This is a genomic window from Undibacter mobilis, from assembly GCF_003367195.1.
Classification (GTDB): Bacteria; Pseudomonadota; Alphaproteobacteria; order Rhizobiales; family Xanthobacteraceae; genus Pseudolabrys; species Pseudolabrys mobilis.
The window spans coordinates 341,832-361,554 of the sequence record NZ_QRGO01000002.1 but is presented as its reverse complement, the minus strand read 5'-3'; the positions used below and the strand labels follow the sequence as shown (position 1 = coordinate 361,554).

Annotated in this window: 18 protein-coding genes; 13 read left to right on the top strand and 5 right to left on the bottom strand. The window is 64.3% G+C overall.

Annotated features, from left to right (window positions below; translation table 11 throughout):
• Nucleotides 1-52: 52 nt before the first annotated feature.
• Both DXH78_RS15915 and DXH78_RS15910 read left to right on the top strand, forming a co-directional pair.
• Entirely contained in the window at nt 53-937 is an 885-nt protein-coding gene (locus DXH78_RS15915; RefSeq protein ID WP_115518205.1) for a LysR family transcriptional regulator, read from the top strand.
• Nucleotides 938-1,018: 81 nt separating this feature from the next.
• Nucleotides 1,019-1,408 (top strand): RidA family protein, encoded by a 390-nt coding sequence (locus DXH78_RS15910; RefSeq protein ID WP_115518204.1) that lies wholly within the window; start codon nt 1,019-1,021, stop codon nt 1,406-1,408.
• Between the two features lie 9 nt (nt 1,409-1,417).
• Here DXH78_RS15910 and DXH78_RS15905 read toward each other — a convergent pair whose 3' ends face one another.
• From DXH78_RS15905 to DXH78_RS15895, 3 genes are read right to left on the bottom strand one after another with little or no spacing between them, the layout of a single operon-like run.
• Nucleotides 1,418-2,512: a D-TA family PLP-dependent enzyme gene (locus tag DXH78_RS15905; protein WP_115518203.1), complete on the bottom strand. Its 1,095-nt coding sequence runs from the start codon at nt 2,510-2,512 to the stop codon at nt 1,418-1,420.
• Nucleotides 2,513-2,543: 31 nt separating this feature from the next.
• A complete protein-coding gene (locus DXH78_RS15900; protein WP_115518202.1) occupies nt 2,544-3,692 on the bottom strand; it encodes an amidohydrolase/deacetylase family metallohydrolase in 1,149 nt (382 codons plus the stop codon).
• Between the two features lie 47 nt (nt 3,693-3,739).
• Nucleotides 3,740-4,702: a MurR/RpiR family transcriptional regulator gene (locus DXH78_RS15895; RefSeq protein WP_115518201.1), complete on the bottom strand. Its 963-nt coding sequence runs from the start codon at nt 4,700-4,702 to the stop codon at nt 3,740-3,742.
• 267 nt (nt 4,703-4,969) lie between these two features.
• On the opposite strand from DXH78_RS15895, the gene DXH78_RS15890 reads away from it, so the two are divergent.
• The 5 genes from DXH78_RS15890 to DXH78_RS15870 all read left to right on the top strand — a co-directional run bounded on the left by DXH78_RS15890 (nt 4,970) and on the right by DXH78_RS15870 (nt 10,342).
• Nucleotides 4,970-6,511: an ABC transporter substrate-binding protein gene (locus DXH78_RS15890; RefSeq protein ID WP_115518525.1), complete on the top strand. Its 1,542-nt coding sequence runs from the start codon at nt 4,970-4,972 to the stop codon at nt 6,509-6,511.
• A 92-nt stretch (nt 6,512-6,603) separates the two neighbouring features.
• Nucleotides 6,604-7,548: an ABC transporter permease gene (locus DXH78_RS15885; protein ID WP_115518200.1), complete on the top strand. Its 945-nt coding sequence runs from the start codon at nt 6,604-6,606 to the stop codon at nt 7,546-7,548.
• On the top strand, nt 7,545-8,405 hold the full coding sequence (locus DXH78_RS15880) for an ABC transporter permease (protein ID WP_115518199.1): 861 nt from the start codon (nt 7,545-7,547) through the stop codon (nt 8,403-8,405). Before DXH78_RS15885 ends, DXH78_RS15880 begins: the two co-directional genes overlap by 4 nt.
• A gap of 3 nt (nt 8,406-8,408) precedes the next feature.
• A complete protein-coding gene (locus tag DXH78_RS15875; RefSeq protein ID WP_115518198.1) occupies nt 8,409-9,383 on the top strand; it encodes an ABC transporter ATP-binding protein in 975 nt (324 codons plus the stop codon).
• Complete coding sequence (locus DXH78_RS15870; protein WP_115518197.1) at nt 9,380-10,342, top strand: ABC transporter ATP-binding protein; 963 nt, start codon at nt 9,380-9,382, stop codon at nt 10,340-10,342. The genes DXH78_RS15875 and DXH78_RS15870 overlap by 4 nt, the downstream gene beginning before the upstream one ends.
• A 70-nt stretch (nt 10,343-10,412) precedes the next feature.
• On the opposite strand, the gene DXH78_RS15865 is transcribed toward DXH78_RS15870, so the two are convergent.
• Complete coding sequence (locus DXH78_RS15865) at nt 10,413-12,326, bottom strand: DEAD/DEAH box helicase (protein ID WP_115518196.1); 1,914 nt, start codon at nt 12,324-12,326, stop codon at nt 10,413-10,415.
• Nucleotides 12,327-12,609: 283 nt separating this feature from the next.
• Between DXH78_RS15865 and DXH78_RS15860 the strand changes: the two genes are divergently transcribed.
• A complete protein-coding gene (locus DXH78_RS15860) occupies nt 12,610-13,971 on the top strand; it encodes a c-type cytochrome (protein WP_245416901.1) in 1,362 nt (453 codons plus the stop codon).
• Nucleotides 13,972-13,978: 7 nt separating this feature from the next.
• Here DXH78_RS15860 and DXH78_RS15855 read toward each other — a convergent pair whose 3' ends face one another.
• Nucleotides 13,979-15,961: a 4Fe-4S dicluster domain-containing protein gene (locus DXH78_RS15855; protein WP_115518524.1), complete on the bottom strand. Its 1,983-nt coding sequence runs from the start codon at nt 15,959-15,961 to the stop codon at nt 13,979-13,981.
• Between the two features lie 183 nt (nt 15,962-16,144).
• Between DXH78_RS15855 and DXH78_RS15850 the strand changes: the two genes are divergently transcribed.
• Genes DXH78_RS15850 through DXH78_RS15830 form a run of 5 tightly spaced genes read left to right on the top strand, consistent with a single transcriptional unit; the run spans nt 16,145 to nt 19,644 of the window.
• Nucleotides 16,145-16,906, top strand: coding sequence for a biotin/lipoate--protein ligase family protein (locus tag DXH78_RS15850; protein ID WP_115518194.1), 762 nt, complete (start codon nt 16,145-16,147; stop codon nt 16,904-16,906).
• Nucleotides 16,903-17,445, top strand: coding sequence for a DUF6505 family protein (locus DXH78_RS15845; RefSeq protein WP_115518193.1), 543 nt, complete (start codon nt 16,903-16,905; stop codon nt 17,443-17,445). The genes DXH78_RS15850 and DXH78_RS15845 overlap by 4 nt, the downstream gene beginning before the upstream one ends.
• Nucleotides 17,442-18,449, top strand: coding sequence for a DUF6352 family protein (locus DXH78_RS15840; protein ID WP_115518192.1), 1,008 nt, complete (start codon nt 17,442-17,444; stop codon nt 18,447-18,449). The genes DXH78_RS15845 and DXH78_RS15840 overlap by 4 nt, the downstream gene beginning before the upstream one ends.
• Entirely contained in the window at nt 18,446-18,958 is a 513-nt protein-coding gene (locus tag DXH78_RS15835) for a DUF3305 domain-containing protein (protein WP_115518191.1), read from the top strand. Before DXH78_RS15840 ends, DXH78_RS15835 begins: the two co-directional genes overlap by 4 nt.
• Nucleotides 18,955-19,644, top strand: coding sequence for a DUF3306 domain-containing protein (locus DXH78_RS15830; RefSeq protein ID WP_115518190.1), 690 nt, complete (start codon nt 18,955-18,957; stop codon nt 19,642-19,644). Before DXH78_RS15835 ends, DXH78_RS15830 begins: the two co-directional genes overlap by 4 nt.
• Nucleotides 19,645-19,723: the final 79 nt, after the last annotated feature.

Here is a 19,723-nt window from a genome sequence, read left to right as displayed (position 1 = left end):
TCGTGGCAGCATTGTCTATGAATTGGCGACAATTGGAGACGCCAGTACCGCCATGGACAAGCTCGCCAGCCTCAGGGCCTTCGTCAACGTCGTCGAACTGAGATCCTTCGCTGAGGCCGGCCGCAAGCTGCGGCTGTCGCGCTCGGCGGTCAGCAAATATGTCGGCGAACTGGAGCGCGACCTCGGCGTCCAGCTTCTCAACCGCACCACGCGGCAGGCGAGCCCGACCGAGACCGGCCAGACTTATTACGAACGCGCCGTCGCGGTGCTCGCCGACCTCGACGCCGCCGACCAGGCGGCGACGCAGCTGCAATCGACGCCGCGCGGGCTGCTGCGCGTCAACGCGCCGATGTCGTTCGGCACCATCAAGCTCGGCCCGGTGCTGGCCGACTTCATGGAGCGCTACCCCGATCTGCAAATCCAGCTCGTGCTCACCGACGAGCAGGTCGATCCGGTGCAGGAAGGTCTCGACGTCACCTTGCGCATCGCCGAACTCGAGCCGTCGTCGCTTATCGCGCGCAAGCTCGTCGACATCGATCGCGTGGTTTGCGCGTCGCCCGGCTATTTCAAGAAGCACGGCCAGCCGAAGCAGCCGGCCGATCTGCGCCAGCACGAATGCCTCACTTATGGCTTTCTATCCACCGGCAACCAGTGGAAGTTCACCGGGCCCGATGGCGCCGATCACTGGATCGCGCCGAAGTGGTCGCTCTGTGTCAACAATGCCGAGGTATTGCGCGACGCCGCGATCAAGGGCAGGGGCATTGCCGTGCTGCCGGTGTTTCTCGCCGAGCGTGAACTCAAGAGCGGCGCGCTGGTCACGGCGCTCGACGATTACAAGCCGCCGCAATTGACGCTCTACGCCATCTACGCACCGACGCGGCATCTGTCGGTGAAGGTGCGGCTGTTCATCGATTTCCTGGTCGAGCGTATGCGCTGATCGCACCGGGCTGGGAAATGTCTATACGGCCGGTTTCAACTTTGGCATGGTGACGCCGCAACGCATGCAAGGTGACGCACCATGACCATCAAGCGCTTCGGGACCGGCAGCAAAGGGGCGGGCGGTCAGCCGCTGCCTTTCGCCCGTGCCGTGCAGGCCAATGGCTGGCTCTATGTATCGGGTCAGGTCGCGATGGAAAACGGCGAGATCGTGCGGGGCGGCATTGTCGCCGAGACCCGCAAAACGATTGAGAACGTGATCGCGATCCTGAAAGAGGCCGGCTACGGACTTGAGGACGTCGTGCGCGTCGGCGTCTGGCTGGACGACCCGCGCGACTTCTGGAGCTTCAACGGCGTCTACGCCGAGTATTTCAAGGATCACCCGCCGGCGCGCGCCTGTGTGCAGTCGAGCATGATGGTCGATTGCAAGGTTGAAATCGATTGCGTGGCCTTCCGGGCCGACAAGATGTGATGCGAGCGGTTATGTAATGCGGCCGCGGGCGGCGACGGGCCAAACATCCCACATTGTGCCGCCTGCATTCGCATCGTCCGCCGATGTCACATACACCTGATCGACCAGGTTGCTGACAACGCAGGCGTGATTGGGCACGATCCGGATGCGGTCGCCGACCTTGAGACCGATCGGCCCATCGCTCACCAGCCGGCCGTGTTCTTCGGACAACTGATCGATCCGGATGTCGTCGCGGCCGAGGACATGGCCGTAGTCCGGCAGGCCGAGCAGGTCCGATGTCAGCGTCTTGCTGCCGGCATCGATGATGGCGCGATTGTCCGCTGGCACCGACACCACGGTTGCCAATACGGTGAGGGCGCAGTCGTCCCAGCCGCATGCACCGCGCGCGACCAGCGAGCGGTCGTTGTAGACATAAGTTCCGGCGCGATATTCGGTTGTTACCGGCGCATCGCCGGCCTTCGCCATTGACGGCGTGCCGCCCGAGGTGATGACCGGCACCGTAATGCCTTTGGCCTCAATCAAGGCTTTGGCGCGAGACATAAAGCTCTGCACATTGGCCGCGCCATCCGGCGGCGGATAGGTCATCAGACCGCCGAAGCTCAGACCTGGCGAATGGGCAATGACGTCGGCAAGCGCCGCGGCGTCATCCGGCGTCGCCACGCCGCAGCGATGGGCGCCGGTGTCGCATTCGACGAGTACGGCAAGCGGGCTTGCTTCCGCGGCGAACCGCTGGCTGAGGCCGGCGACAACTGTCTTGTTGTCGGCAACGACGCTGAGTTTCACTTTTCGCGCCAGCGCCGCCAGCCGGTCGAGCTTCTCCGCGCCGACGATGTTGTAGGTGATCAGGACGTCCTGAATGTCCGGCGTGCCGGCGACCATGGCCTCGGCTTCCGAGACCTTCTGGCAGGTCACGCCGATGGCGCCGGCGCGCAGCTGCATCGCGGCGATCTGCGGCAGCTTGTGGGTCTTGATGTGCGGGCGCAGCTTCAGGCCATGGCGGTTGGCATAGTCCTGATGGCGCCTGATGTTGCGCTCAACCTTGGCGAGGTCAATCAGGACCGCCGGCGTCGTCAGTTGCGCCCGTGTCTGTGTTTTATTGTCCACATCCGCCTCCCAGGCCGAGCGATGCGCGATCCTACAGATTGCCGGCGGGGTGCCACCAGTGGCCGCCGAGCGCCATGCCTTCGATCAGGATTCGCTTGTTGCCGTTCATCCGTTCGCCGGTTGAATCGGTGTAAGGGAAGCTGCCGTCGCCAACGGTGAAGATGGTGGCGTCGCCGGCCGAGCCCGGCCGCAAGGTGCCGAGTTCGGGCCGGCGGATGGCGGCGGCGGCGTTCGCGGTGGTGGCGCGAATGACGTCGGTCAGCGATGTGCCGAGGCACAGGAACTTCGACAAGGTGGTGGCCTGGTCGAACACCGGGCCTTCGAGGTTGAGGCTGTGAACGTCGGACGAGATCGTGTCCGGCATGAATCCGGCGTCGAGCATGGCGCGGGCAACCTTGAACGAGAACGAGCCCATGCCGTGGCCGACGTCGAACAGCACGCCGCGCTTGCGCGCTTCGAGCACGGCGGTCTTGATCGCGCCTTGGCCGGTGATCGGCGAATTGGGGAAGGGGCGGAAGCAGTGCGTCAGCGTGTCGCCGGGACGCAACCGCGCCAGAACGTCTTCGTAGTTCGGCGGCGGCTCGTCGATATGCACCATCAGCGGCATCGACACTTCTTCGGCGACCTGCAGCGCGATATCGAGCGGCGCAATGCCGGAGGTGCCGCTGGCGTTGCGGCCAACGCGGACCTTGATGCCGACGATGGTGTCCCGGTTCGCGTTAGCGACCTCGACCGCGTCGGCCGGGCTCATCAGACGCATGTCGCTGCTCTCGCCGACCATGATGCGTTTGGAGAAGGCATAGATGCCGGCGAAGGACACGTGGATATAAGCGAGGATGCGCGGCTCGCTCGGCTCGATGACGTGTTTGAGGAACCCCTTGAAATTGCCGGGGCCGGCGCTGCCGGCGTCGATCAGCGTCGTCACGCCGCTGCGCCGGGCGAAGTCGGTCGCATCGACCCCCAATGACGTGCCGCCCCAGTAGACATGCGTGTGGAGATCGATGAAGCCGGGCGTCACGATCCGTCCGCTGACATCGCGGACATCGGCGCCATTGGCCGCGGCGATTCTGGGTTCGATCGCTGCGACCTTGCCGCCGGCGAAAGCCACGTCGGCGACGCCATCCAGCCCCTGGGCCGGATCGAGGACGCGACCGCCCTTGAGAATGAGATCGTAGCTCATGTCACTGTCGTCCTGTTGTCGTGGTTTGCGCGGCGCGAAGGGCGGCTCTAGTCACCGAGAGGGCCGTCGGCTCCCTCGTTGGTCGCCTTCATCAACTCGAATTTGATGCGCCGCATGCGCTCCTGCGCCTCGCGCGGCTTGAGATAGGCGGTCGAGGTTGCGAGCAGGTCGATGATCGCCAGCAGGGCAAAGCGCGATGCAGTCGGTTTGAGCGCGTCGGGCGCCTCCGGCACATGGAAGCCGAGCGCGATATCGGCGATGGCGGCGAGCCGGCTTTGCGGCTTGGTGATCGCAATGACCGTCGCGCCATATTGCTTGGCGACTTTGGCGGCCTCGATCACTTCGGTCATGTTGCCGCTGGTCGAAATCGCGAGGACGACGTCGCCGCGGCCGAGCGTCGCCGCGATCATGCGCATCAGGCGCGGATCGGACGAATGGTTGACGGCAATGCCGAGGCGGAAGAAGCGGTTCTCGACTTCGCTCACCGCGACGGTCGAGCCGCCGCCGACGCCGAAGGCGGCCAGCTTCGAACATCGGGCGATGGCCTCGGCCGCCTTTTCGACGTCGTCTCTCTGCAATTGCTGCTCGACGGCGTTGATGGCGTTGCGGATTTCCTGAAACACCGACCGCCAGAGCGCCGGGCGTGCCAGATCGGTGCCGACATGCGGCGGGAGTTCAAGATAGATGCGGCCGACCGCCATCGCCTGAGCCAGCTTCACCTTGAGTTCGCGCACGCCGCGACAGCCAACCGACCGGCTGAAGCGCGTGACCGTCGGCTCGCTGACGCCGGCGCGGCGGGCAAGTTCGGCGTTGCTCGAATGAACGGCGAAATCCACGTCGACAAGCAGGGCGGTGGCGACCCGTTGTTCGGAAGGGCTGAGCGTCGGCCCGATCTGCCGGATCACCGACACAATATCGCCGGCGCCAAAACCGTCGCTGGCGGACGGCGTCGTGGCAGGCCCTTTGGCTTTGCCGGTGGCCCGCTGAAGCCGCTTTGCCGGACGTGTCATGGGTTGCCTTTTCGCCTGTCGAGCCACCGCTTTGTCCTTCCCGGGAGGGATCTGCAGTTTGGTAATAAAGTTACGAGCGTGACCGGATGCACTGCAAAAGTCGTTATTAGATGCAACTTTGAACTTGAACTTTAGCACACAGTGTATGTAACTTTCAAACAAAGGATCAAAAAGATGGTGGAAACCACCGTTGGTGGACCCACGCCACGACCTGAGACTGGACTTGCGAAGCCGGCTTGTAGCGTTCCGCAAAAGGGGAGGATGACCATGAAATCCGCAATCGGGCTTTTGGCGCGCGGCGCCGCTGCCATCGTCACGACATTGTTTCTGAATGCCCAGGCCAACGCGGCCGGGACGCTTCGGGAAGCCACGATCGGCGAGCCGCCGCCGCTGGACGTCATGGTAACGACCGCCGACGTCGCCACGGCGATCGGGCGCCACATGTTCGAAACGCTTTATGCTTGGGATTCGTCCTATAAATCGCAGCCGCTGCTGGCCGACAGCGAGCGTCTCGAGGACGGCGGCAAAACCATCGTCATCAAGCTGCGCGAAGGCGTTCAATTCCATAACGGCAAGGAAATGACCGCAAAGGACGTCGTTGCGTCGATGGAGCGCTGGGGCAAGTTTGGCGCCCGCGGAAAGCTGCTGATGGCGAGTGCCACTTCGGTCGAGGCGACCGGGAAATATGAAGTAACGCTCAAGCTGTCATCGCCAAACGGCGCCTGGAAGAACCTGGTGTCGGACGTCAACGGCGGACTTGCAATCTATCCGGAGGAAATAGCCTCGAAAGCCACCGGTCAGCCGATCGAGCAGAAGGACTACGTCGGCACCGGGCCCTACAAGTTCAAGGAATGGCGGCCGAACCGCTATGTCGAACTCGAAAAGTTCGCCGGCTACAAGCCGCGCAAAGAAAAAGGGGACGGCTTTGCCGGCGCGCGTGTCGCGAACTTCGATGCGATCCGCTTCATCCCGGTGCCGGATGTCGGCACCCGCGTCAGCGGCGTGCAGGCCGGCGACTACGATTACGCCGAGATGATCTCGGGCGATCTTTACGACACGCTGAGCAAGGACAAGTCGGTCCAGGTGCAGCGGACCAATGCGCCTATCTTTGGCCTGTTCTTCATGAATTCGAAGGAAGGCATCCTGAAGGACAATTACAAGCTGCGCCGCGCCATCCAGACCGCGCTCGACAAATCGCAGGCACTGCGCGTCTCCTTCGGTTCGAAGGATCTGTGGAAGGCAGAAGGCTCGATCGTCCCCAAGGACACGCCGTGGTACTCGACCGCGGGCATCGACGGTTACAGCCCGCATGATCCCAAGAAGGCCAAGGAAATGGCCAAGGAAGCCGGCTACACAGGTCAGCCTATCCGGCTGCTGGTCTCGACCAACTATCAGGCGCATTACGACCAGGCGGCCGTGTTCACGCGCCAACTGGCGGATGCCGGCATCAACGTGCAGATGAACGTCGTTGACTGGGCGACGCTCATCAAGATGCGCGGCCAGCCCGAACAGTGGGACATCTTCGTCACGCACCATTCGTTCTTCCCCGACCCAATTCTGTTCACCTTCCTTAATGCCAGCTATGCCGGCTGGTGGGATACGGCCGAGATCAAGGCGCTGCGGGCCGAACTGGTGAATTCGTCCGATCAGGCCGCGCGCAAGGCCACTTGGGACAAGATCCAGGCCCTGATCTACGAGCAGGTGCCGGTAATGAAGGTGGGCGACGCTTACACCTACGACATCGCTTCGCCGAAGCTGAAGGGACTGAACCCGAACGGCCCCGCGTTCTGGAATGTCTCCAACAAGTAGGCCGTCCATGTGATCGCGGCGGTTCAGAGGCTTTCACGGCGCCTGAACCGCCGCGGCATGACCATTCGTCGCGGATCACCCGGCAGGTTTGAATGTGGGCATTTGCACTGAAGCGGGCAGGGGCGACGTTGGTGACGCTCTGGGCGGCGTCGGTGATCATCTTCGCCTTCATTCATGTCATCCCCGGCGATCCGATCTATGTGCTGCTCGGCGATACCGCGACGGCGGACCAGGCCGACCGATTGCGCACCGAACTCGGCCTCGATGAGCCGATCGTCCTGCAGTATTTGCAATGGGCCGGCCGCGCGCTGAGCGGCGACCTCGGCCGCTCGATCTTCTTCCAGGCGCCGGTCGCCGCGGTGATCGCCGACGGCGCCGAGACCAGCATTCTGCTCGCGACCATGACGATGGTGTGGGTGGTGCTGATCGGCGTGCCGATCGGCACCGTCGCGGCGATGCGTCACGGCACCTGGCTGGACCAGGGCCTGTCCGGCGTCGCCATGCTGATGGCTTCGGTGCCGACCTTCTGGGTCGGGCTCTACCTGATCTTGATTTTCGCGGCGACGCTCGGCTGGCTGCCGAGTTCGGGCTATCCGTCGATCTTCGAGGGCGGCCTTGGCAATCTGCGCTATCTGCTGCTGCCGAGCCTGACCCTGGCGGCGCCGAATGCGGCGCTGATCCTGCGCCTGACGCGCGCCAGCATGCTCGACGTGGCGCGTGAGGACTATGTGCGCACCGCGCGCGCCAAGGGCATCCGGCCCTGGCAGGTGGTGACCCGGCACATTCTGCGCAACGCGCTGCTCACCGTCGTGTCGGCCTTCGGCTTTACCTTCGCCGCGCTGATGTCGGAAGCGGTCGTCACCGAAACCGTGTTCGCGCTGCCGGGCATCGGCCGGCTGGTGGTGCAGTCGATCTTGCGCCGCGATTATCCGGTCATCCAGGGCATCATCCTGGTCATCGTGGTGCTGTACCTCGTCATCAATCTGCTCGTCGATCTGGCCTACCGTTTTCTCGATCCGCGGGTTGAGCTGCAATGAGCCGCGCCAGCATCACCTTGTGGCTTACGCCGTTCCTCGCGCGGCCCATTGCCTTGATCGGGCTCGGCGTGCTGCTGGCGATGGTGTTCGCCGCGGCTTTCGCGCCGTGGCTGGCGCCTTACGACCCTTACGCCATCGAGCCGATGGCCCGTTTGATGCCGCCCGACGCCACGCACTGGTTCGGCACCGACCAGTTCGGCCGCGATACGCTGTCGCGTGCCATCTACTCGGCGCGCATGGCGCTGCTGATCGGTGCCGGCGTCGTGTTCTTCGCGCTGGCCACGGGCATTCCGGTCGGCGTGTTGTCGGCGCTGTTTCCGCGGCTCGGCCATGTGCTGATGCGCATTGTCGATGTGCTGATGGCGTTTCCATCGCTGCTGCTGGCGCTCGGCCTGATCGTCATCCTCGGCCCGAGCGTCGCCAATTCCATTATCGCCATCGGCGCCGGCTACATGACGACCACGACGCGCATCATCTACGGCCTGACCTTGCGCCTGCGCGCGGAGACCTATGTCGAGGCCGCGCGCAGCATGGGCTCGGGGACGGGATGGCTGGTGTTCAAGCACATCCTGCCGAACCTGATCTCGCCGCTGCTGGTGCAGGCGAGCTTCGTGTTCGCCTTCGCCCAGCTTGGCGCGGCCTCGCTTGACTTCCTCGGTCTCGGCGCGCCGCCGGACATTCCAAGCTGGGGCAACATGCTGGCGGAATCGCGCACCTTCATCACCCGGGCGTCGTGGCTGTTGTTCTTTCCGGGCTCGCTGATCGTTCTGACCGCGTTCTCGCTCAATCTTGTTGGCGATGCGCTGCGCGACCGGCTCGATCCGCGCTTCCGTGACGTCTTTAGCGGCGAGGGCTGAGCGGTGCTGTCGGTTCGCGACCTCACAGTGTCCATTGGTGCGGAGGCGGCGCCGGTCGATATCGTCTCCGGCATATCGTTCGACATCGGCAAAGGCGAGATTCTCGGTCTGGTCGGCGAGAGCGGCTGCGGCAAGAGCATGACCTCGCTGGCGGTGATGGGGCTGCTGCCGCAACCGGGCCCGCGCGTCCGCGGCGGCCGTATCGAACTTGCCGGCGCCGATGTGACGGCGCTGCAGCCGTGGCAGCGCGTCGAGGCCGGGCATGGCCGCATCGCCATGATCTTCCAGGAACCGATGACCTCGCTCAATCCGGTGCGCCGCATCGGCGACCAGATTGCAGAGGCGGTGCGCGTGCATGACGGCGTTTCCGGCACGGCGGCGCTGGCGCGCGCGCGCGAACTCCTCGAACTGGTGCGCATCCCGGACGCCGCCTTGCAGCTCTCGGCCTATCCGCATCAGCTGTCGGGCGGCCAGCGCCAGCGCATCATGATCGCCATTGCGCTGGCCTGCCGGCCGCAGGTGCTGATCGCCGACGAGCCGACCACGGCGCTCGACGTCACCATCCAGATCCAAATCCTCGGGCTGCTGCGCGACCTGTGTAACCGCCTCGACATGTCGATCCTGTTCATCACCCACGACATGGGTGTGATTGCGCAACTGGCTGACCGCGTTGCCGTCATGTATGGCGGCCGCATCGTCGAAACCGCCGATGTGGGCGCGCTGTTCAATGAGCCGCGTCACCATTATACGCGCGGCCTGATGGACTGCATGCCGGCGCGCAATCTCGGCGTTCGTCGTCTGCCGACGATTCCCGGGCAGGCGCCGCGGCCGGGCGCGATCAGGATCGGCTGCGTTTTTGCGCCGCGCTGCGCGGCCGTGCAGGATGTCTGCCAGACCGCCGCGCCGCCGCGGCTCGTTGTTGGCCAAGGGCACGAGGCGCTGTGCGCTTTCCCGCTGCAAGGGGGGAGGCCGCTGTGAGTCAGACCATTCTTCAGGTCGACGATCTCCGCACGTCGTTCAACGTCAAGCGTTCGGGCCGCAAATATCGCGTCCAGGCGGTCGATGGCGTGTCGCTGTCGCTTGTCGCCGGCGAGGTGCTGGGCATTGTCGGGGAATCCGGTTGCGGCAAGACCACGGTCGGCCGCTCTATCGTCCGGCTGGTGAAGCCCGACAGCGGCCTCATCCAGTTCAGGGGCGCGGACGTTATCGGCGCCAGCGGCCAGGCGCTGCGCGACATGCGGCTCAATCTGCGGATGGTGTTCCAGGACCCGTATGCTTCGCTGAACCCGCGCCGGTCGATCGGCGACTCGGTGGCCGAGGCCGGCGACATCAACAAGGTGTTCAAGAGCCGCGCCGACCGCGCCGCGCGGATTGCCGAGACCTTGAGCGCGGTCGGCCTCAACCCGTCTTTTGCCACGCGCTATCCGCACGAACTCAGCGGCGGTCAGCGCCAGCGCGCCGGCATCGCCCGCGCCATATTGCCGGCGCCGGCGGTGATCATCGCCGACGAGCCGGTGTCGGCGCTCGATGTTTCGGTGCAGGCGCAGGTGCTCAATTTGATGATGGACCTGCGCGAGCAGCTCGGATTGTCGATGCTGTTCATCTCGCACGATATCGGCGTGATCGGCCAGATCAGCGATCGCGTTGCCGTGATGTATATGGGCCGCGTCGTCGAACTGGCGGATACGCGCGGTATTCTCGACCGCGCCCTGCATCCTTATACGCAGGCGCTGATGGCGGCCGTGCCCAAGCCGGATCCGTCGCAGCGCATCGTCGGGGCCGTCGAGACCGGGGAGCCGCCGAGCCAGTTCAAACGGCCGACCGGCTGCGCCTATGCGGCGCGTTGCCCGCTGGTGCACAGCCGCTGCCATGCCGAAGTGCCGGCGCTAAAACCCGTGGCAGAGGGGCTCAGGCTGGCGGCCTGCCACGCGCTCTAAGGGAGCGGTGGTCGACATGGTCGCCCGGCTGGGCCTCAAGGCCGGGGCAGCCGGCTTCGACGCCGGTTGTTCAGGGCTGGTGACGATGTTTTTCTTTCTTCGACTTTTTGAATTTCTGCCGCTTGAAATCGCCTTTCTTGAAGTCCGGCTTTTTGTTCGGCTTGTCGTCGCGCTCCCGGCTTTCGACGGCGGCCTTGTGCTCCTGCTGCCGCTTTTTGAAATGCGGCTTGTCGGCCTTCTTGTCCGGCCTTTTGGCGGGTGCGCTCCGCTCGTCCCGGGTTGATGGCGCGCTGCCGCCTTGCGGGCCTTGCGGCAGCGGCTCGATGCGAATGTTTTCTTCCGCGTCGGGCGCCTGAACCTTCGTTGCAAATGTGTCGGCGACCTTGCCGGAAATCTCGAATTCGGTGACGGTGTCGTAAATCTTGATGGCGCCGATATCGCCTTTGGCAATGCCGCCGCGCCGGCAGATCATCGGCAACAGCCAGCGGGCTTCGGCATTCTTGCGCCGTCCGACGCTGGCCTTGAACCAGACGCTGCCGCCTTCCATCGGCCGGCGGAAGCTGGCGCGTTTTCCCGTTTCGCGCGGCGCCGTGTCATCGCCGGCAGGAGATTCACGGTCGCGCGCGTAAGGCCTGTCATTGCGTTCGTCGCGGAAGCGGACGCCGCGATCCGAACCCGGATCGATGATGTCTTCGGGCGAGGGCAGGCGCGCGCGATAAAGCCGCGCCAGCGCCGCTGCAATCGCCTCGGCGGATTTTTCGGCGAGCAAGGTGCGCGCCAATGCCAGGTCCTCGTCGGTCGGCGCGTCGGTGAACAACTCGTCCTGCATCATGCGCTGCTGATCGAGCTTGCGAATTTCGTCGGCCTGCGGTGCGGCGGCCCAGACCGCGTTGACGCCGGCTTGCTTGAAAAACATCTCGACCCGGCGGCGCCGCGAATTCGGCACGAGCAGAACGCTGATACCTTTCCTGCCGGCGCGGCCGGTGCGGCCGGAGCGATGCTGCATCACTTCCGGGTCATTCGGCAGCTCGGCGTGAATGACGAGGCCGAGATTGGGCAGATCGATGCCGCGCGCGGCGACGTCGGTCGCGACGCAAACACGGGCGCGGCCATCGCGCAGCGACTGCAGCGCCGTCGTGCGTTCGTTCTGCGTCAGTTCACCGGACAAAGCGACCACAAGGAAGCCTCGCTCCAGCAGGGCGGCCTGCAAATGCCGCACGGCGTGACGTGTGTTGCAGAACACAATGGTGCTCGGCGCTTCATAGAAGCGCAGGATGTTGACCACGGCGTGCTCGGAATCGTGGGCGGCAACGCGAATGGCCCGATACTCGATATCGGCGTGACCTGACTCGTCACCGAGGACTTCGACGCGAAATGCGTCCTTCTGGTATTGCTTGGCCAAGGCGACAATGCCGCGCGGCAAGGTCGCCGAAAACAGAAGCGTGCGCCGCTCCTGAGGCGTGGCTTCAAGAAGAAATTCCATGTCCTCGCGAAAGCCGAGATTGAGCATCTCGTCGGCCTCGTCGAGCACGATGGCTTTCAACTCGGACAAATCGAGACGATTGCGCCGCAAGTGATCGCACAGGCGGCCGGGCGTGCCGACGACGATGTGCGCGCCATCGGCCAGTTCGCGCTGTTCGCGGCGCGGGTCCATGCCACCGACGCAGGACACGACGCGTGCGCCGCAATATTGATAAAACCAGGTCAGCTCGCGCTGCACCTGGATCGCCAGTTCGCGTGTCGGCGCGACGATCAGCGCCAAAGGTTTGCCGCTGCGGCCGAAGCGCTCGGCGCCGCCCAGAAGATCGGTGGCGAAGGCCAGACCATAAGCGACGGTTTTGCCCGAGCCGGTCTGCGCCGAGACCAGCAAATCGCGCCCGACGGCGTCGTCGGCCAGCACCGCCTTCTGCACCGGCGTCGGCTGGGTGTAATTGCGTTCCGCCAGAGCGCGGGCGATCTGGGGAGAGTCGGGCATAAACGTCATGAACGGGCAGGCCTTGAAGTTCGCAAAAACGGGAACGCGGCGGGTCGAAGCCCGCGGTCCTGTCAAAAACGTCGGAAATACTGCCTGCCGTCTATTCTTTTAGGCGACCGGCGTAAAGGGGCGGGCGGCTCGAAGGGGCACCGCAGGGTACCGGCGAAATGAGCCGAAATCGGCCGCAAGCGGAAGCGAAGCAAGGGTAGGCGCCGAGAATTCGGCTCCGTCGAGTCTTAATGAGTGCTTTTTCGTCGATTCAGAGCTCTGGTAAGGTCGCGGGCGCGAGACCATGCGTGAGAATTCAATGATAAGCGAGCGTCCGGCCCAAAAGCCACAAGTCGATCTTGTTGCGCTGGCGCGCGTGCGGGTTCGACGTTCCTGGGTGTTGCTGTTGCTGTGGCTGCTGATACCCGGCGGCGCGCAGGCGCAGTTGCGCGGCCATGGCGGGCCGGTGCGGGCGCTGGCGATTTCGTCCGACGGCACGCAGGTGCTGTCGGGCAGTTTCGATACGTCGGCGATCCGCTGGTCGATTTCACGCAACGCCGCCGAGCAGGTGATGCGTTTCCACGAGAATGCGGTGAACGCTGTCGCCTTTCTCCAGGACGGCCGCATGGTCACCGCTGGCGCCGATGCGCGCATCGCGGTCTGGTCGGCCGGGAAATCGCAACCCAATGCGGTGTTCGAAGGTCACACCGCGCCAGTCGCCAGTCTTGCGGTGTCACCGGATGGCGCGTGGCTGGCATCGGCGTCGTGGGATCACACGGTTCGGCTTTGGCCACTCAACGGCGGTACGCCGCGCGTCCTTGAAGGGCACAGCCAGAACGTCAATGGCGTCGCGTTCTCGCCGGACGGCCGCGCCGTCATCAGTGTCGGCTACGACGCGGCGGTGCGTATCTGGCCGGTCGCGGGCGACGGCAGTCCGATCGTGCGGCAACTGCCGACGCCGCTGAATGCTGTCGCTGTGACACCCGATGGCGAGATCGTCGTCGGCGGTGCCGATGGCAAAGTCTACTTTCTCTCGCCCGAAGGCGAGATGCGCGCTGACGTGCAGGCCTCCGCGACGCCGATCATTGCGCTCGCGGCGGCGAAGGATGGTGCGCTGGTGGCTGCGGCCGGCATCCGCGGCACGGTGACCGTGGTCGAGCGCAAGACGCGCCACGTTCAGAAGTCTCTGGTCGGACCCGGCCTGCCGGTGTGGTCGGTGGCGTTCTTTCCCGACGGCCGCACTCTATTGACCGGCGGTGCCGACCGGATGCTACGGCGCTGGAACGCCATCAGCGGCGAACCGGTCGACATCGTGCTGGCTGGCGCGCCGGACGATCCATTGGCCGCCTATGCCGGCGACCGCGGCGCCGAGGTGTATCGCGCCTGCATCGCCTGCCATGCCTTGATGCCGGATGATGGCAACAAGGCCGGGCCAAGCCTCGCAGGCGTGTTTGGCCGCAAGATCGCGACGCAGCCTGGCTATCGTTATTCGGATGCGCTGACCAAAATGGACATCGTCTGGACGCCGGAGACGGTGGCGAAGATGTTCGAAGTCGGGCCAGCCACTTATACGCCGGGCACCAAGATGCCGGAGCAAACCATCGGCTCCGCGGAGGACCGCAAGGCGCTGGTCGACTTTATCGCAAGAGCGACCGTCACGAAGTGAGGCCGCACTAGCTTTCGTCTTTTTGCTCGCGTTCGCGCAGATAGTCTTCCGTGGTGCGCGTCAGCGGACGCGGCGTTGCGGCGAAGGGATCGAAATTCTCCTTCGCCATCGCGTTGACGCGGCAATCCGCGCACATGCGGATGACATCGAGCCGCTCCTTGGAGTTCTTGAACATCCAATGCTGGCCTTCCAGCTTGGCGACGACGCGCTCGACGGTGCTCTTCACGCCGAACGGCGCGTCGCAGGCGATGCAGTGGAACGGTTCTTCCTGCTTGATAACGCGGTTCATCGCCGTTGGGGCGAGGAAGTTGATCTGCGGCGTCAGGCTGATCACCTTCTCCGGGCAGGTCGCCTTGCACAGTCCGCATTGCACGCAGGCATCTTCGGCAAACCGTAGCAGTGGCCGCTCAGGATCGTCCGACAGCGCGCCGGTAGGGCAGGCGGAGACACAGGACAGGCAGAGCGTGCAGCCTTCGACCTTCACTTCAATGGTGCCGAAGGGCGCGCCTTCCGGCAGCGGCACGACATCGACCGGCGTTGGCGCCACCGCATGCATCTCGCGCAGCGCGAGCCGCATCACTTCGCGCTTGCCGCCGACGACGGAGAAGGTGGCGGGCTTGGCCACGCCGTCCATCGCCGCGATGGCGCGCAATGTGCTGCCGAGAATGTCGGGATCGTCGGTTTCGACGGTGCCAACGCGCGCGCCAGCAAAACCAAGACCGGCAAGGATCGGCTCCGCCAATGCAATGGTCCTGGCGAGGCCGGCAACGTCGTGGCGCGGTTTGGCGCGCAGGAGAAAGCGCACGGCGGCGGCGCCATAGGCAAAGGCGGCGGCGATTGCTTCCAACCCGAGTTGCGTTACCTCGTTGACCTTGACCGGCAATACATTGGCCGGCAAGCCATCGCCGTGCCGTGCCAGCGCGTCGATCAATGCGCCGCCGTGCTCGGCATCGTGAAACAGCACCACCGCGCGCTTGCCGCCGGCGAGGCGGTAGGCGCCGAGCAGGGCCCGCAGCTGACGCAAGCTGGCATCGACCGGCGGCACCGCATAGGCCGCCGCCCCCGTCGGGCAGGCGGCCGCGCATTGACCGCAACCGGCGCAAATGTGGGGATCGATGCTGACGTGATTGCCGTCCGGCACGATCGCACCGGTCGGGCACAAATCGAGACAGCGGCGGCAGCCGACGATCTTCGAGCGCGAATGCGCGCAGATATTCTCATTGAATGTGATGTAGCGTGGCTTGTCGAAGCTACCGGTCAGATCGCGTGCCTTGAGCACGGCGCGCAGCACGGCCGCCGGATCGGCCGGATCGGCGCGCAGATAGCCGTCGCGCAAATCGGACGCAGGAAACAGCGGTGCGCCGCCCGACAGGTCGATCAGAATATCGCAGCGCGAGACGGCGCCATTGCGCGCAGCGCCGAAGGTAAGTTCGCGACGCGACGACGGATGCGGTGCGGCATAGTCATCGACCGCCAGTTCGAAAGCGCCAAGATAACCTTTAGCCGAACGGATCGAGCCCTTGACGACGGGGAAGTCGGTGACGCTAGCGGGCGCTATACCTTCGGGCCGCTTGATCAGAACCGTGACATCAAGATGATCCTTGAGCAATTGAGCGGCTTCGATGACGCGTTCATCGTTGCCATAGAGTAATGTGACGCCGTCGCTGGACAGGCTGACCGACGGATAGTCGGGCACCGGTTCGGCCGCCGCTGCGGCAATCAGCGCCGCCATCTTCGGCCCACTCGCCGCAGCCTCCGACGACCAGCCGGCGTTCTCGCGGATATTGACGAAAGACAGCGCGCCGGCATCGTCAAACTCGCCCGCCACCTCGGTGAAGACCGGCGCCTCCTGCGTGCAGGCGACCAGCATGTCCGTGCCGGCTGCAGCCACCTTGCGGAAGCGGTCGAGTTCCGCGCGGCAGAGCTGGCGACCCTCGAGCACCACGCTGTCGCGGCAGACCGAGCGTACAGCCGCGCCGTCGAGAGGCATGGTGCCTTCGCAGGAACAGATCAGAACGTGATGCGCCCTGTCGGCCATCGGTTCGTCGCCTTTTTCGCGGGGTGACGCCTGCTGTATCGGACGTCACCCGTGCGCCGGTTGCGCGGGACTGGCTTTAAAGCCTTATGACGCGTTACTATAGTTATTCGAATGAAAATGTAATAGCGAGGACGAATGCCGCTGGAGAACCGGGCCAGCACCCGCAATGCCTCAGGGTCGGAGTTGCTGCTGCCACCGCCATTCACGGCGGTGCGTCTGCGCGAACTCGGCGATGCCTACGCGCACGCCATGGCGATCGCGCCGGAACAGGGCGCCGGCACATTAGTCTATGTCGGGCGCTTCGACCTCGCGGAATTCGCTGTGGTGGTGGAGCCGGACGAACCGCTCATTGAGGCGCGGCGCGTCTTCTATGCCGGCATGGTCGCGCTGGCCGACGCGCTTTCCTCCTATGCGCAGCCCGACACCGCCATTGGCTTTGCGTGGCCGGGTTCCGTTCTGGTCAATCAAGGGCTGGTTGGCGGCGGGCGACTCGGTTGGCCGCAGGGCACCGCTGAAAACGACGTGCCGGAGTGGCTGGTGTTCGGCGCCATGATCCGCACGGTGACGATGACCGAAGCGGATCCGGGCCTCAATCCGCTGGTCACCGCGCTGGAAGAGGAAGGTTTCAGCGACGGGCTGTCCAACCGCGTGGTGGAGAGCTTTTCGCGTCATTTCATGGTCGCCCTCGATGCCTGGCAGGAGAGCGGTTTCGGTGCCGTCGCGAATAATTATCTCGCGCGATTGCCGATCGAAAAAGGGTTGCGGCGCGATATTGACGTCAACGGCGATCTGCTGCTGCGCCGCATGGGTAAGGCGGAGGTCGAACGCGCGGTCCTGCTGCCGCAGCTTGCCGAACCGGCATGGCGCGATCCTGTCACGAAGGGGCCGCGCGCGTGAAGCTTTTGCGCACCATCCGGCTCGATACGTCCGATACGTTCGTTTTCGAGAAAGCGGCGGAGCCTGGCGAGTGGGCCGTTTCCGGCGCTTTCGTGTTCTGGACCGTCGATCCGTCGACGCTGCAGGGCAAAGCGCGGTCGGCATTCCGCAGCGGCTTCCTCGGTGTGGAAACGCTCGGCTGGTCGACTTTGGTGCAGATCGTTGAAGTCAGCGACGACGACCGCGCGCGCGTCGTGCATCTGCTGGCCGAAAAACTGGTCGCGCATTTTGGTGCGCCCGACATGGATGCGGCGCGCGCGGCGGCGGCGGAAGAGGTCGCGTTCGCCGAGTCGCTGTGCAACCAGCCGAAGGACATTCTCGTCGGCGTGCATCGCAGTTTCGAGGATGGCGCGGTGCGCGAGACGTTTCGCACACTTCGGCCGCGCGAGGGGGCAAAACCCAACCGCGTGTTCGCCTTTCTCGAAGTCGAGGGCGCGGACGAAGAGCAGCCCGCGGATCAGGTCGACCTCATCGCGATGGCCGGCAGAGAACAAAAATGAAAGATTTCTGGATTTCCTGCGGTCATCATCTGCTCGATCGCGAGCCCGGCAACGGTCTGTTGCTGACCGACGATTTTTTGAAGGTGTATCTGGCGCGGCCGGAGCTCATTCCGCCGCCGGAGGCCTGCGTCGTGGAGAAAACGCTCTACAACGCTTTGCTCGCCGATCCGCGTCTGCCGGTTTCCGCTTCGGACATCGCCGCCATTGCCGATGCCGACGCCTCCGAGAACTGGCAGGTGCTGATCGCCTTCAGGGATCTGCTGCTGCGGCACCGCACGCTGGAAGGCGCCTATGCCGAGTTGATGCGCAAGGGACCGGGAAAAACGCCGCTGCTGTTCGTCAACCAGCTGGTGCATGTGATCATGCGCAACGCGTTGGAGGGTGTCGAAGACCCGCAGGTCATACGCGCCGCCGAATTGTTCTTCCGCACCCAGCGCGTCACCTTGCATGACGGAGCGCTGCTGGCCGCAGACGAGGAGGTCATTGGCGGAATCAATCCGGCGCCGCAATCGCCGCTGGTCTCGATGCTGGGGATTCCGGCGGACGCTCATATCCATGTTCTCAACGAAGAGACTGCATCTGGCTATTGGGACCGCAGCGATCAGTTCGACATGGCCATCGATCTGACCACGGGACGTTCCGGTCTCGTTGCGCTTGCCGAAGCAATGCGACGCTGGATTGCTCATGTGCTCGGCGTCGAGGTGACCATCGAGCCGCTCTCCGAATTGCGCGAGGTCAATCTCGCCTGGTATGTCGGCCTCGACGCCGAGGCCACCAAAATCGGCGACATGATGTGGAACGGCGAGGCGATCGACGAGGCGACAATGTCTCGGGTCGTTGGGCTGTTCGCGCTGACCTTCCGCGACCCATCGATCGTTCTCGACAAAGTGAAGGGCGAGCCTGTCTATCTGATCCTGGCGATGTCGCCGGAAAAAATCATCCGTATGAAACCGCAGAATTTGGCGACCGGGTTGCCGATCCGGCATCTGGAGGTGGTTGGATGAGCGCGCCGAATTTTGTCATTCCGGTCGGCGTTATTGTAGAGCGCATCAGAAGCTCGAATCCGTGGGCCGAATTTTACTGGCGGGCCGCCGGCGTTCTTGCCGGCCAGCCGGAAACGCCGGCCTGGACGATATTGAGCGACGACGGGCAGCGGGTCACCTTTTATGCCGGTACGGCTGACGTCGCGCTGTACAGCAGCGACACCGGATTTTATCGAGACAACCTCAATTCCGGCGCGCCTGCGCTGTGGGTTGCATTGCGCGCCACCGAGGGGGAGCCACCTTACAAGATCGCCGCGGTGACCGCCGATCCGGCGGAAGGCGAGAGCTTCACCGAAGCGGGCACCGATCTGATCGAACAGGTACCGATGCCGGCGCCGATCCAGCAAACGATCGCCGCATTCGTCGCCGAGTTTCATGTCGAGCGTCCGTTTGTTAAGCGCAAACGTGACCGCGCCGACCCTGAAGCCATGGCGCGGCGCGGCAGAGCTTCCGGAGACGATGTGGAATGACCGAGCCGGAAAATTTCCTCCAGCGATGGTCGCGCCGCAAGCTGGACGCGGGGGAAACGGTTGCGCAGCCGGCGGCGGAAGTTGTCCCGCAAAAGCCGACGGTGGACGGGGAGGATGTCGAGAAGCGACCCACTACGACAAATGAAACGTCGGACGCGGTCCCGGCCTTCGACGTCGCCAGCCTGCCATCGCTGGATTCAATTGGCGCGGAAACCGACGTCTCGGTGTTCTTGAAAGCGGGGGTTCCGGGCGATCTGCGCCTTGCGGCGCTTCGCCGCGCGTGGGTGGCCGATCCGGCAATTCGTGATTTCAAAGGTCTCGCGGAGAACGATTGGGACTTTACGGTTCCTAACGAGACAATGGGATTTGGCGAAATCGATCCCGGCCTCGACATGAAAAAAATGCTGGCCGACGTTTTTGGCGACACGCCGCGCACCGAGCCTGCCGTAGCCGAGGCGCCACACGCGACTGAAGAGCCGACGCCTGCGCCCCTTGAATTGAATGCACCGGCGAATCGCGTGGCGTTTCAGGCCAGCGAAGTTCCTTCGCAGGAGAAGAACGTCGCGAGCGATGAGCAAATTGTGCGTCGCAATAATGACACCGCAATGCACGCTGATGACGAACAGATGCAGGATACGTCACTTCCGACGCAAAAGCGGCGTCAGGGCGGTGCGCTACCGCAATAATGGTCAGCCTATAACCTCCGGCTATTGACCGGCGCTCGCGCGGGGCATTACTCTCACATTGTAACCATTTGAAAGAACG

Bases quoted from the DNA above. Each gene is read 5' to 3' on its own strand.
- DXH78_RS15910 (WP_115518204.1), top strand. From the start codon at position 1,019: ATGACCATCAAGCGCTTCGGGACCGGCAGCAAAGGGGCGGGCGGTCAG.
- DXH78_RS15885 (WP_115518200.1), top strand. From the start codon at position 6,604: ATGTGGGCATTTGCACTGAAGCGGGCAGGGGCGACGTTGGTGACGCTC.
- DXH78_RS15880 (WP_115518199.1), top strand. From the start codon at position 7,545: ATGAGCCGCGCCAGCATCACCTTGTGGCTTACGCCGTTCCTCGCGCGG.
- DXH78_RS15860 (WP_245416901.1), top strand. From the start codon at position 12,610: ATGCGTGAGAATTCAATGATAAGCGAGCGTCCGGCCCAAAAGCCACAA.
- DXH78_RS15855 (WP_115518524.1), bottom strand. From the start codon at position 15,961: ATGCCTCTCGACGGCGCGGCTGTACGCTCGGTCTGCCGCGACAGCGTG.
- DXH78_RS15915 (WP_115518205.1), top strand. From the start codon at position 53: ATGGACAAGCTCGCCAGCCTCAGGGCCTTCGTCAACGTCGTCGAACTG.
- DXH78_RS15830 (WP_115518190.1), top strand. From the start codon at position 18,955: ATGACCGAGCCGGAAAATTTCCTCCAGCGATGGTCGCGCCGCAAGCTG.
- DXH78_RS15840 (WP_115518192.1), top strand. From the start codon at position 17,442: ATGAAAGATTTCTGGATTTCCTGCGGTCATCATCTGCTCGATCGCGAG.
- DXH78_RS15850 (WP_115518194.1), top strand. From the start codon at position 16,145: ATGCCGCTGGAGAACCGGGCCAGCACCCGCAATGCCTCAGGGTCGGAG.
- DXH78_RS15865 (WP_115518196.1), bottom strand. From the start codon at position 12,326: ATGACGTTTATGCCCGACTCTCCCCAGATCGCCCGCGCTCTGGCGGAA.
- DXH78_RS15895 (WP_115518201.1), bottom strand. From the start codon at position 4,702: ATGACACGTCCGGCAAAGCGGCTTCAGCGGGCCACCGGCAAAGCCAAA.
- DXH78_RS15900 (WP_115518202.1), bottom strand. From the start codon at position 3,692: ATGAGCTACGATCTCATTCTCAAGGGCGGTCGCGTCCTCGATCCGGCC.
- DXH78_RS15890 (WP_115518525.1), top strand. From the start codon at position 4,970: ATGAAATCCGCAATCGGGCTTTTGGCGCGCGGCGCCGCTGCCATCGTC.
- DXH78_RS15835 (WP_115518191.1), top strand. From the start codon at position 18,446: ATGAGCGCGCCGAATTTTGTCATTCCGGTCGGCGTTATTGTAGAGCGC.